We start from the raw sequence: 12,743 nt of genomic DNA, 5'->3' as shown, positions 1-12,743 counted from the left end.
CCTACCTCCCGCCGACCCGCTTCAGCGCCCGTTCCGCCTCCCGCTGCGCCTGCGCCATCGCCTCCTCCGGTCCCTGCCGACCGACCAGCACCCGGTTCACCGCCCCCTCCCACGCCCGCACCAGCTCGCTCGCGGCCGGGCTCGGCGGCAGCGAGAATGCCTTGTCCTGCAACGACAGCACCACCGGCACGCCACGGGCCAGGACCGGGTTGCCCCTGGGGTCGAACACCTCGCGGAAGATGCGCTCGTCGGCCTCCCGGTCGGCGGTGAACGTGCCGCCATAGGGGCGTCCGGCCTTGGCCAGCGCGTCCCGGCGCGCCGTCGCCGCCGTCACCCACGTCGCGGTGTCGGTCATCGTGACCAGGAAGCGGCAGGCCAGATCCGGGTGCCGCGCGCCCTTCGGGATCGCCCACGCCTGCCCGCCCGACTCGGTCAGCGCCCGGCCCTCGCGGTCGGTGAACGGCGCGATCGTCACGTCGACGTCGGGGGAGTTGGTCGCCAGCGTGTTGAGGTACCAGGAGTCCATGGGCATGGCCGCGAGCTGCCCGGTCACGTACTGGTTGTTCGCGCCGAACTGGTCGAAGGTGTCCCGGAACGCCTTGAACGACGCCCACCCGCCCTGCCGGGCCACCAGGTCGGTGGTGACGCGGACCGCCTCGACCACGCGCGGGTCGTCGAGCCGGGCGCCCGGACCGACCAGCTCCGCGCCGTTCGCCTTGGCCCACAGCGGCAGGAACTCCGGCACCTTCGGGTCGAAGCCGATGCGCTCCACCCGGCCGCCCGCCACCCTCGCCAACCGGTCGGCCAGGCCGCCCAACCCGCCCCAGTCGGCCGTGGACAGCGACGCCGGGTCCAGGCCCGCCGCGCGCACGACCGGGTTGTTGACGATCAGGAGCCGGACGCTGGAGAACTCCGGCAACCCGAAGACCTCGCCCTGGTAGGTCACCTGGCGCAGCGCCGCCTCCCGGAACCGGCCGAGGTCCACGCCGTGCTCGCGCACGCACCCGTCCAGGGACTGCACCGCGCCGCGCGCCGCGTACCCGCCGAGCTTGCGGCGGTCGGCGTAGACGAGGTCCGGCGGGTCGCCCGCGGCGACCGAGGACAGGAACTGCTGCTCGTCGAACGCGCCCTCGCCGATCCGCAGGTCGACGTCGGGGTTGGCCGCGCGGAACACCGCCACGCGGGCGGTCGCGTGCTCGTCCGGCAGGCCGAACCCCATGGTGACCAGGGCGTCGGGGGACCGGGAGCCGAGGCCGCCGCAGCCACCCGCCACCAGGAGCAACGTGACCAGGAGCCACCGCATGCCGCCTCCCCCCGCCCGGACGCCGCGCACGAGATCGGTCCGCCGAGGTCGCCGGCGACGTCACCGGGTCGGTTCCCGCTCGGGCGTCCCGTCACACCGGGGTCGCCCGGTTGGCGCAAGGCGTGCCGCACCCAGGGCCGGACCGACCGGCGCGTTGCACCAGAATCGGGCCGTCACACCGACTGACCGGGGAGGCGACCCAGCCATGAACTCCAGCGCACCACCCGTCGGCCGTTGGGTGCACACGTGGGTGTCCGCGCCGCAGCGGGCGGCCCCCGACGACCTGCCGCCCGCGCCGTTCACCGGGCCCGGCGGGGTGCTGGTCGACGCCACCCTGCGCCAGACCGCGCGCGTGTCGATCGGCGGGGACCGGCTGCGGTTGAGGTTCTCCAACGCGTTCGGCGGCGCGGTGCTGCCCATCACCGCCGTGTCCGTGGCGCTGCCGGCCGGGGGACGCGCCGGGGTCGGCGCGGTGGTGCCCGGTTCGAGCCGTCCCGTCACGTTCCGCGGGAGGAGGGGCGTGGTGGTGCCGGTCGGCGCGCAGGTCGTGTCCGACCCGTTGGACTTCGCCGTCGGACCGGAGGCGAACCTGACCGTGACGGTGCACCTCGCGGACGGGCAGGCGTCCGACCTCGTCACCTCGCACCCCGGCTCGCGGACGACGTCGTACCTGGCCGCGGGCGACCACGTGGAGGCCGACGACCTGCCCGGCGCGTCGACCACCGACCACTGGTACTTCCTGAGCGGCATCGAGGTGTGGTCGCAGCGCCCCGCCGCGGCGGTGGTGACGCTGGGCGACTCGTTGACCGACGGCCGGGGCTCCACCACCAACGGCAACGACCGGTGGCCCGACCGCCTGTCGGCGCGGCTGCGGTCCGACCCGGCCACCACCGACGTCGCCGTGCTCAACCAGGGCACGGGCGGGAACCGCGTGCTCAGCGACGGGATCGGGCAGGCCGCGCTGGCCCGGCTGGACCGGGACGTGCTGGCCCAGACCGGCGTGGCGTGGCTCGTGGTGTTCGAGGGGATCAACGACCTGTGCACCGCCGAGGCGACACCGGAGGCCCAGGAGCAGCTCGTCGAAGACCTCTGCGCGGCCTACGAGCAGATCGTGGTGCGCGCCCACGCGCACGGCATCAAGGTGTACGGGGCGACGTTGGCCCCGTTGGGCGGCAACGAGGCGTACGACGACCCGGACGGCCTCCGCGACGCCTCCCGGCGAGCGGTCAACGAGTGGATCCGCGGTGGTGGCGCGTTCGACGCGGTCCTGGACTTCGACGCGGCGGTGCGCGACCCGGAGGAGCCGCGACGCCTCCTCGCCGCCTACGACGAGGGCGATCACCTGCACCTCGGCCCGGCGGGCTACCAGGCGCTCGCGGACGCCGTGCCGCTGGGGCTGTTCGCCCGGTGACGCGCGCCGGTGGCGCCCTGCGCCGACCGGCTCGGCGTGTCCACCTGGGACGCGGAGCGGCCGGTGCGCGGGAAGCGTTGTCACGCAAAAGTTTCGTAGCCCGACCCGGAGCGGAACGTCGAGAGTGGACGAGCGCTTTTCCTTGCCCGCGAACAGCGCGGCCACCTAGGTTGGGGGTGTCACCGATCACCGACCGGGAGGAACCACGCCATGGCGGGCGCGTCACCACCGGATGCACTCGAGGACCGGATGCCGGTCGCGCCGCTGCCGGACGGCGTGCACCCCGCGTGGTTGCCCTCCGCCGCCCTGCGCGCGGTCGGCTCGCGCCGCGTCCGGGTCGTCGGTGACGGGCCGGTCGCGGCCACCGTGCGCGGCGAGGTGGCGGCGGCGGTCGCGGAGCACGGCGGTGCGCTGGTCGACGACGGTCCGGTGGACCTGGAGCTGGTGTGCGCGCCGGACGGCGGTGAGCCCGACCCCGAGGCGTTCGTCGTGGGCCGGAGCGGGACGACGACGCTGGTCCGCGCCATCGACGGGGTCGGCCTGCTCTACGGCTTCCACCACGTGGTGCGGCAGGGCGAGTCGGCGTTCCGGGGTGAGGCGGCGCCGGAGCGGCACGCGCCCCGCCAGCCCGTCCGCATGCTCGACCACTGGGACAACATCGACGTGCACCCGGTGATGGGGCAGGTCGAACGCGGGTACGCCGGCGGGTCGATCTTCTACGACGACGGCGTGGTGCGGGCGGACCTCTCGCGGGCCCGCGCCTACGCGCGGCTGCTCGGCTCGATCGGCGTGAACCGGGTCGGGCTCAACAACGTCAACGTGCACCGCACCGAGGCCCGGTTGCTCACCGACCTGCTGCCGGAGGCGGTGCGGCTGGCCGAGGTGTTCCGCCCGCACGGGATCCGGGTGCACCTGTCGGTGAGCTTCGCCGCGCCCATGACGCTCGGCGGCCTGCCCACCGCCGACCCCCTCGACCCGGCGGTGCGGGACTGGTGGGCCCGCACGACGGCCGAGGTGTACGCGGCGATCCCGGACTTCGGCGGGTACGTCGTCAAGGCCGACTCCGAGGGCCAGCCGGGGCCGTTCGCCTACGGCCGCGACCACGCCGACGGGGCGAACCTGCTGGCCCGCGCCCTCGCGCCGTTCGGCGGCACGGTGTTCTGGCGGGCGTTCGTCTACAACCACCGCCAGGACTGGCGCGACCGCACCACCGACCGCGCCCGCGCCGCGTACGACCACTTCGCCCCGCTGGACGGCGCGTTCGACCCGAACGTGGTGCTCCAGGTGAAGGCCGGCCCGATGGACTTCCAGCCGCGCGAGCCGGTGTCCCCGGTGGTCGCGGCCATGCCCCGCACCTCGCTCGCGGTGGAGGTGCAGGTGACCCAGGAGTACACGGGCCACCAGAAGCACGTGTGCTACCTCGTCCCGCTGTGGCGCGAGATGCTCCGCTTCCGGCCGTGGGGCGAGGGCGGGGCGACCGTGGCCGACGTCGCCGCAGGCCGGACGGGCGCGCCGGCGGGCGGTGTGGTGGCAGTGTCGAACGTCGGCGACGACCCGTTCTGGACGGGGCACCCGTTGGCGCAGGCCAACCTGTACGGGTTCGGCCGGCTGGCCTGGGACGACCGGCTCACGCCGGAGGCGGTGCTGGACGAGTGGATCGGCCTGACCTTCGGCGAGGCCGCGGACGTCCGGGAAGCGCTGCACGACATCATGGACGGCTCGTGGCCGACCTACGAGCGGTACACCGCCCCGCTGGGCGTCGGCTTCATGGTGAACCCGGGCGACCACTACGGGCCGGGCATCGACGGCTACGAGTACTCGTCCTGGGGCACCTACCACTTCGCCGACCGCGACGGCCTGGGCGTGGACCGGACGCGGGCCACGGGCACCGGGTTCACCGGCCAGTACCCCGCGCCGTGGCGGGACGTCTACGAGTCGACCTCGACGTGCCCGGACGAGCTGCTGCTGTTCTTCCACCACGTGCCGTACGGGCACGTGCTGCGGTCGGGGAAGACGGTCGTGCAGCACATCTACGACACGCATTTCGAGGGGCGGGAGGAGGTGGTCCGGATGGCCGGGAGGTGGGCCCGGTTGGAGGGTCGCGTGCCGGGGGAGGTGTTCGAACGGGTGACGGCGTTGCTGCGGGAGCAGTTGCGCAGTGCGACGGAGTGGCGTGACCAGGTGAACACGTACTTCTGGCGCAAGTCGGGCGTGCCGGACGCGCACGGCCGTCCGATCTACTGACCCCCGTTGAACGGGTGGTCGGTGGCGCGGACCCCGGCTCTCGCCGATCACTCGGTGGCCGGGTGGGACGTGCCGCACCGGACCGTCAGCAGGGCGTGACCCGGGCGGGCTGGAACTCCCCGAGGGCAATGCGGATCTCGTCGTCCCGCCGCCGCAGGGGAAGGTGCCTTGACCTTCGACCCGGTTCGGTCCGGCCGGGTAAGGCTCACGGGGCAGCACGCAGCACGGTGTGGCGGGTCTGTTGTGAGTGCTGGCCGCGGGTCGGGCGTGGGTCGGTTGGCGGGAGTCGTGCGGTCGGTGCCGCCACTTTCGGGTGGTGTGGTGAGGTGGCGCTTCCGTCGCGTTGGGCCGGGTGGTCTAGTGGTCCTGCGGGTTGTCGGGGGCCCGCACGCGATCGGGGAGGGTCGCACGATGAGGTTGGCGGACAAGCGTCGGTTCCGCCGGGATCCGCTCGCGTACCTGGAAGACCTGCACCGCCACAGCGTGGACGGGGTGATCCGGCTGCCCTGGGGTGGGCGGTGCGTGGGCGACGTGGAGCTGGCCAACGCCTTGTTGCGCGGTCGGGAGTTCAACGCGGGGCGGTCCGGGTTCTTCGGTGGGTTGTTGCCGACCCGTGAGGCGCAGGTCCGGGTGGGACACGCGGTGCGGGACGTGGTGCGGGCGGGGCTGCCCGCGTACCGGGAGGCGCTGGCGGTCGCCGTGGATGGGCTGCCCGGGACGAGCCGGTGGCCGGACGCGGCCGGTGATCTCGTGTACCGGTGCCTGGTGGACGTGTTGCTGCACCCGCGGACGCCGGAGGACGTCAGGGGGCTGTTGGACCGCGCGGCGCGCGGTGATGTCGTGTTCCACTCGCCGCACCGGTGGCGGCGGGTCGGGGCGGAGGTCGTGCGGGCCAGGTTGGTCGCGGCGGTGGCCGGCGAGGTCCGGCGGCGGCGGGGGTGGGACGGCGGGGCGCGCGACGTGCTGGACGCCGTGGCCGGAGCGTGCCCGGGCGGTGTGGCGGACCGGGCGGTCGCCGAGCTGCACCTGATGCTGGTGCGGGCGGTCGTGGTGCCGGTCGCCACGATGCTGGCGTGGTCCGTGCTGCTCGCCTGCCTGCGCCACCCGCCGGGCACGCCGCTGCCCTGGCCGGTCGACTGGGTGGTGCGCGAGGCGCAGCGGCACCGGCCGGTGGTGTGGATGGTCGGCCGCGCCGCGCCGCACCCGACCGAGTTCGCCGGCGCGCCGTGCGACGCCGGTGAGCTGATCTCGGTCAGCCCGTACCTGCTGCACCACGACCCGGACCGGTGGGACGACCCCGACGAGTTCCGGCCCGAGCGCTGGGCGGAGCCGGGGCGGCGCGGCACCTACATCCCGTTCGGGGCGGGCCCCTTCACGTGCGCGGGCGCGTCGGTGGCGCACGAACTGCTCACCGAGGCGCTGGGCGCGCTCACCCGCGACGCCACCCTCGCGGTCATCGGGGGCGACCTGCGCCCGGCGATGGTCGAGGGCGCGGTGCCCCGTCCTTTCACGCTCCACCGCACGCCCGTGCGGCAGGCAGCCCGAACGGAAGGGGGGTGAACGACGATGACCGCCATGGTGCGACGCATCTTCGACAGCAAGCCGGCCCGCCGTTGGTACTGGTACTGACCGGCCACGGCGTGGGCCGGCCCGGCGCGCCACCGGCCCACGCCGTGTGTCCTACGTTGGCGTCGCGTGTGTCCTACGTTCGGAACACCCGAGTTCAACGTTCAGGACGTCGCCAGGCGGACGACGCGGACGGCGGTGGCGGGCAGGGGCAGGTCGTCGCCGGCCACCAGGACCTCGCCGGTGAGCAGGTCCGTGCCGTCGAACGGCGTTCGCACGGTCCGCGCCTCGCCGTGGTTCAGCACGAACGCGTACCGCGTGCCGTCCGGCGTGACGCGTTCGGCCACCTCGACGTCCGGCACGTCGCCCAACGGCCCCACGAGGTCGTGCCCGGCCAACGCCCGGCCGACGACGGCGGCCACGCCGGCGTCGTCCAGCAGGGTCGCGACGTACCACGCGTGCCCCCGTCCCCGACTCGACCGGGTGACCGCCGCCGTCCCGGCGTAGAAGTCCGCGCCGTAGGTGCCGACCACCTCCGCGCCCTCCGGCACGACCACCTCGAACACGTGCCGCGCCTCGTGCTCCACCCCGAACAGCGTCACGGGGTTCACCACGTCCGGCTGCTGGGCGTCCGTCTCCTCCACCCGCACCCCGAGCAGCGACGCGAACGGGCCGGGGACGTCGGTCGGGAACGCGTTGTCGTCCTCGTCCACCCGCCCGGACAACGCCGTCGTCACGAACGTCCCGCCGCGCTCCACGAACGCCGTCACGCGGTCCGCCAGGTCGCCCTTGACCATGTGCAGCAACGGCGCGACCACCACGTCGTACCCGGACAGGTCGGCCGTCACCGGCACGACGTCCAGCGGCGCGTTGGCCTGCCACAGCGCCCGGTGGTAGGCGGTGAGCACCTCCAGGTAGCGCACGTTGCGGTTCGGCCCGTCCGACATCTCGACGGCCCACCAGCTGTCCCAGTCGACCAGCAGCGCGGCCCGCGCGGGCGTGCGGCCGCCGAGCAGGGCGTCGCCGACCCGGGCGAACTCGTCGCCCAGCTCGGCGACCTCGCGGAACATGCGGGTGTCCGTGCGGCCCGCGTGGTCGAGCACCGCGCCGTGGTACTTCTCGCACGCGCCGCGCGACTGCCGCAGCTGGAAGTACAGCACCGCGTCCGCGCCGTGCGCGACGGACTGCCACGACCACAGCCGCAGCACGCCCGGCCGCTTCACCGGGTTGACGTCGCGCGAGGCCGTGACGGACGGCGTCTGCTCCATGACCCAGAACGGCGCGCCGTCGCGCAGCCCGCGCATCAGCCGGTGCGCCAACGCCATCCGCGCCGCCGTCCGCGACGACGAGCGGTCCTCCGGCGGGTAGTTGTCCCACGACGCGAAGTCCAGGTGCGGCGCCCACCGGTGGTAGTCGATCGGCTGGTACAGGCCCATCATGTTCGTCGTCACGGGCGTGTGCGGCGAGTGCGCCCGGATGGCCGCCTTCTCCGCCACGAACCCGCCCAGCAACGCGTCCGACATGAACCGCCTGTAGTCCAACGTGATGCCCTGGAACGCGGTGTGGTCGGGCCCGCGCCAGTGCTCGGACAACGCGTTCGGCGGCTGGATCTCCGCCCAGTCGGTGAACGTGTGCGACCAGAACGTGGTGTTCCACGCGTCGTTGAGCCGGTCGAGCGAGCCGTAGCGCTCCCGCAGCCACCTGCGGAACGCCTCGCCGCACGCCGGGCACCAGCACGCGCCGCCGTACTCGTTGCCCACGTGCCACGCCACGACCGCCGGGTGGTCGCCGTACCGCTCGGCCAGCCGGCCCGCCAGCCCGACCGACAGCCGGCGGAAGTCGGGCGACGACGGGCACGCGTTGTGCCGCTGCCCGTACACGTGCCGCCGACCCTCGAAGTCGACCCGGCACGCCTCCGGGTACCGGCGCGCCAGCCACGGCGGCATCGCGCCGCTCGGCGTGGCCAGCACGATCCGCATCCCCTCGGTCGCGGCCCGCGCCACGATCGCGTCCAACGTCGAGAAGTCGTACCGGTCCTCGGCGGGTTGCAGGTGCGCCCACGCGAACACGCCCAGCGTGACCGTGTTGACCCGGGCCGGCGCGAACGCGGCGTAGTCGGCGTCCCAGACCTCGCGGGGCCACTGCTCGGGGTTGTAGTCGCCGCCGTATCCGATCTGCGGGGTCACGCGGTGAACCTCTCGGTGGCGTCGCGCAGCACCGGCTCGGCGTTGCGCAGGAGCAGCAGGGTGAACGGGGACGCGAGCAGCGCGAGCACCCAGTCGGAGGTGAGCACGACGAGCCCGCCGGCGGCGATGAGCAGCGACAACGCGCCGAGCGCGCTCGCCGGCCGAGCGGCCAGGTAGTAGGACGCCAAGCGCGCGGTGTCGCGCGTGCGCAACGACAGGGTGGACGACAGCACGAGCGCCTGGGTCGACCACACCAGCACCGCCACCGCGACCACCACCAGGACCAGCCCGTACCCGGCGGGCACGCCGGCCAGGTCCAGGTTGGCCAGGGTGAAGCCGATGACGGTCAGCACCGCGAGCGCGGGCAGCCACCAGCGCAGCACGTCGAGCCAGTTGAGCCGGTAGCCGCGCCGGAAGTGCCGGGCGGGGGAGAGGTCGCGGTCGCCCAGGAACACGCGCCACGCGTAGACGGCGGCCGACAGCGCCGGGCCCACGGGCGCGAAGCACAGCCCGATCAGCGGCGCGTTGCCCGCGCTGCGGTCCAGGAACAGCAGGGCGAGGAACCCCGGCGCGGTGGTCAGCAGCAGCATGACCTCGATGACCAGGAACCAGTACACGACGGACGCGATGCGCGACAGGATGCCCGCGCCGATCTCGGCGGCGGGGTCGGCCCGTCGTTCGGCGGCCACGGTCACGGCCTCTCGTGCGGCGCGACGAGCCGGTCGTCGGACGCGCCCAGCAGCCGGCGGTCGTCCAGCCCCTCGTGCACCTCGGCGTGGACGGGGACGACCTCGACGAACGTGACCTCGTGCCGCGCCAGCGCCAGGTCCAGCTCGACCCGTCCGCCCACGACCGGGGCCGACCGGTGCTCGACGGCGGGCCGGGCGCAGTCGCGCAGCAGGTCGAGCGTGCGCGGGTCGGGGGAGCGGGGCCGGCCGAGTTCGCGCCACGCGCCGAACGCGTTGCCGTCGTGCTCGTTCACCCGCTCCCGGCGGACGAACGCGCGGGGACCGGCCACCGGCACCGACAGCCGCACCTCGTGCCGCTCGGGCGCGTCCGGCGCGTCGGTGCCGCCGACCGGCTGCCAGGCCAGCGCGGTGATCCGGCCGTCGGGGGCGGAGCACACCAGGTGGTCCTCGCCGCGCGCCAGCACCCGCCGGCCCATCCGCGCCATGAACGCGTAGAGGTGGTAGGTCGGCTTGCGCACCTGCCGGTGCGTGAGCAGGCCGAACCCGCCGTGGAACAGCGAGGTCGGCACGTTCTCCTCCTCGAAGACGTCGCAGAACGTCCAGTAGGAGTACGAGTCGACCAGCTCCGTGCCGCCGGTCAGCACGGGGGCCAGGTAGGCGGCGTGGTAGGCCGTGTCGTGGATCGGGTTGTCCGGCCGGTAGGAGCTGTTGTACTCGGTGATGTGCACCGGCAACCCGGCCAGGGCGGTGCCCGCGAGGTGCGCGCGGGGCGCGTCGAACTGGTCCAGCAGCCGCTGCGGCGCGGAAAGCGTCTGGTAGGTGCCGAACGGCACGTGCTGCGCCGGGCCGGACGAGTAGGCGTGCCGGCTGACGAAGTCGATCGGCACGTCGCGGCGGGTGACGAACTCGGCGAACGGGGCCCACCACTCGTCCGAGCCGGGCGAGATCGCCGGACCGCCCACCTGGAGCCCGGCGTCGACGTCCTTCACGGTGCGCGCGGTGACCTCGTAGAGCCGGAAGTACGCCTCCTGGTCGGCGTCCTTCCAGAAGTTGACCAGGTTCGGCTCGTTCCACACCTCGATCGGCCAGGTGCGCACCTCGTCGAGGCCGTAGCGGTCGACCAGGTGGCGGACGACGGCGCGGACCAGCGCGGCCCACTCGTCCCAGTCCTTCGGCGGGGTGATGTTGCCCTTCCACCAGAACACGGTGTCGTCGCCCGAGGCGAGCGCGGTGGGCATGAACCCCAGCTCCACGAACGGCCGGACGCCCAGCTCCAGGAACCGGTCGAACACCTGGTCCAGGTACGTGAAGGAGTAGCGCGTCACGCCGTCGGCGGACCTGCGGTGCACGCCCATGTCGTCGGACAGCAGCCCGTGGCCGCGGATGTGCCGGAAGCCGATCTCGCGCTGCACCAGCGCCAGGGACTCCTGGTAGTCCGCGCGCAGCGCGAGGTTGAGCCGCCCGGTGCCCACGCAGTGGCGCCACGACTCGGACAGGCGGCCGATCGGCTCGCCGGGAACGACAACGCGGTGCAAAAACCCTCCAGGACACTCTCGCCGGGCCGACCACCGTCGCCGGGGCCGGCCACCGTCGCCAGGTCGCGTCGGTCGTCCGCGACCCATTTCCCGGCGATCACGCTTTTCGATCGCCGGGAAATCGGGCGCGGACGGCCGACTTCCCGGCGACCTGGCCGCCGTCCGCGGAGCAGCGGCCGTCACACTCAGCCGTTCTTCTCCTTGTAGCGCTTGTACGCGCCGTTGACCAGCTCGACCAGGTCGTTCGAGCCCTTGGCCTCCAACTCCTTCACGTAGGCGTCCCACGTGGAGATGTCGCGCTGACCGAGGATGAACTGCAGCGTGGACTGCGTCACGAGGTCCTTGAGCGGGCTCTCCAGCAGCGCGGCGCGCTCGCGCTCCTCCTCGTTCAGCGGCGCGGGCGGCGGCAGCGGCTCGACCTTCTTGTCGGCCATGGTCTTCTGGAACGCGACCTCTTCCTCGGTGAACATCGACTGGAGCAGCTCGGTCGCGCCGCCGTAGTAGAAGACACCGCCCTGGAAGCCGAAGTCGCGCTGGAGGTTCTTCGGCGCGCCGACGTTCATGCCGCCGAACGCGATGTCGGGCTTGAGGGTGCGCTTGCCCGACGCGTCCTTGTCGTAGGTCGTGCCCAGCACGCCCCACTTGGTGAACTCCTGGGCCTCGTCGGAGTACCAGAGCCAGTCGATGAACTGCATCGTCGCCACGAACTTGTCGCTCTCGACCGCCTTCGCCGAGACCATCAGGCCGCTCTCCAGGCGCGAGCCGCGGATGACGTCGCCCTTCGGGCCGGCGGGCAGCGGGATCTTCGCCACGGTCGCGCCGGGGATCTTGGAGATGTTCGGCCGGTAGTCGTTGACGATGTTCTGCGCGTTGCTGCTGATCGCGAAGGACTTGCCGCTGGCGAACTTCTGGATCGCCGCGTCGTCCTTCTGCGTGAAGCTCTCGGGGTCCATCAGCCCTTCCGCGACGAGCTTGCGGAAGTACTCGATGAGCTGCTTGTACTCCGGGGTCGCGCCGGTGAACTCGTACTTCTGCGCGGACGCGTTCCAGATCGTGTTCTTGACGTAGCCCCAACCGGCCTGCGTGCCGAAGGTCTGGCCCGCGTAGTTGAGGATCGACTTGCCCTCGAACCGGTCCGACAGGGGGTAGCTGTCCGGGTTCGCCGCCTTGATCGCCTTGAGGACGGTGTAGACCTCGTCCCAGTTCTTCGGCGTCTCCAGGTTCAGCCGCTTCAGCTCGTCGGTGCGGAACGCGAGCGTGTAGTCCTGCCAGATCTTCTCGTGCATGCCCGGCAGCACGTAGAACTTGCCGTCCTCCTGCCGCAGCGTGTTCAGCTCCGGCTGGAGCTTCCACCTCTCGACCTTGTCCTTGAAGTGCGGCATGAGGTCGAGGTAGTCGCTCACCGGCAGGATCGCGCCGGAGGACACGAACTGCTCCTCCTGGCCCGGGTAGGTCTTGGAGATGATCGTCGGCGCGTCACCCGAGCTGATCAGCAGACCGCGCTTCTGGTCGTAGTCGCTGTACGGCACGACCGTGGGCTTGATCGTGACGTTGGTCCGCGCGGTGATCTCCTTCCACAGCAGCCAGTCGTCCTTGATCGGGTAGTGCGACTGGTCGAGGTAGAGCAGGCTGACGTCCAGCGGCTCGCTCGCCTTGAACTGCGTGCCCGCCTTGTAGTCGGCCATCGACGCGGTCTTCTTGCCCTCGAGGTCCACGCCCCCGCCCGCGTCCGCGCCCTCGTCGCTGCACGCCGCCAGGCCGACCACGAGGCTGCCTGCCACGAGAGTCAGAAGCCTGCGCTTCCATGTC

Annotated in this window: 8 protein-coding genes; 3 read left to right on the top strand and 5 right to left on the bottom strand. The window is 72.9% G+C overall.

Going from position 1 to position 12,743, the window contains the following annotated elements; genetic code table 11:
- Window position 1: 1 nt before the first annotated feature.
- Complete coding sequence (locus ACWEFJ_RS30450; RefSeq protein ID WP_449715812.1) at window positions 2-1,303, bottom strand: ABC transporter substrate-binding protein; 1,302 nt, start codon at window positions 1,301-1,303, stop codon at window positions 2-4.
- Window positions 1,304-1,508: 205 nt separating this feature from the next.
- On the opposite strand from ACWEFJ_RS30450, the gene ACWEFJ_RS30445 reads away from it, so the two are divergent.
- The 3 genes from ACWEFJ_RS30445 to ACWEFJ_RS30435 all read left to right on the top strand — a co-directional run bounded on the left by ACWEFJ_RS30445 (window position 1,509) and on the right by ACWEFJ_RS30435 (window position 6,518).
- Window positions 1,509-2,714 (top strand): GDSL-type esterase/lipase family protein, encoded by a 1,206-nt coding sequence (locus tag ACWEFJ_RS30445; RefSeq protein WP_449715811.1) that lies wholly within the window; start codon window positions 1,509-1,511, stop codon window positions 2,712-2,714.
- Between the two features lie 249 nt (window positions 2,715-2,963).
- On the top strand, window positions 2,964-4,958 hold the full coding sequence (locus ACWEFJ_RS30440) for an alpha-glucuronidase (RefSeq protein ID WP_449715810.1): 1,995 nt from the start codon (window positions 2,964-2,966) through the stop codon (window positions 4,956-4,958).
- Between the two features lie 411 nt (window positions 4,959-5,369).
- A complete protein-coding gene (locus ACWEFJ_RS30435; protein ID WP_449715809.1) occupies window positions 5,370-6,518 on the top strand; it encodes a cytochrome P450 in 1,149 nt (382 codons plus the stop codon).
- 170 nt (window positions 6,519-6,688) lie between these two features.
- On the opposite strand, the gene ACWEFJ_RS30430 is transcribed toward ACWEFJ_RS30435, so the two are convergent.
- The 4 genes from ACWEFJ_RS30430 to ACWEFJ_RS30415 all read right to left on the bottom strand — a co-directional run bounded on the left by ACWEFJ_RS30430 (window position 6,689) and on the right by ACWEFJ_RS30415 (window position 12,715).
- Window positions 6,689-8,710, bottom strand: coding sequence for a beta-galactosidase (locus tag ACWEFJ_RS30430; protein WP_449715808.1), 2,022 nt, complete (start codon window positions 8,708-8,710; stop codon window positions 6,689-6,691).
- Window positions 8,707-9,405: a glycosyl transferase gene (locus tag ACWEFJ_RS30425; protein WP_449715807.1), complete on the bottom strand. Its 699-nt coding sequence runs from the start codon at window positions 9,403-9,405 to the stop codon at window positions 8,707-8,709. Before ACWEFJ_RS30425 ends, ACWEFJ_RS30430 begins: the two co-directional genes overlap by 4 nt.
- A complete protein-coding gene (locus ACWEFJ_RS30420) occupies window positions 9,402-10,934 on the bottom strand; it encodes a GH39 family glycosyl hydrolase (RefSeq protein WP_449715806.1) in 1,533 nt (510 codons plus the stop codon). The genes ACWEFJ_RS30425 and ACWEFJ_RS30420 overlap by 4 nt, the downstream gene beginning before the upstream one ends.
- Window positions 10,935-11,119: 185 nt before the next feature.
- Window positions 11,120-12,715 (bottom strand): ABC transporter substrate-binding protein, encoded by a 1,596-nt coding sequence (locus ACWEFJ_RS30415; protein WP_449715805.1) that lies wholly within the window; start codon window positions 12,713-12,715, stop codon window positions 11,120-11,122.
- Window positions 12,716-12,743 lie beyond the last annotated feature (28 nt).

This window comes from Actinosynnema sp. NPDC004786 (genome assembly GCF_053601135.1).
The sequence above is the reverse complement of the archived record's forward strand: the minus strand, read 5'-3'. Positions and strand labels throughout refer to the sequence as shown.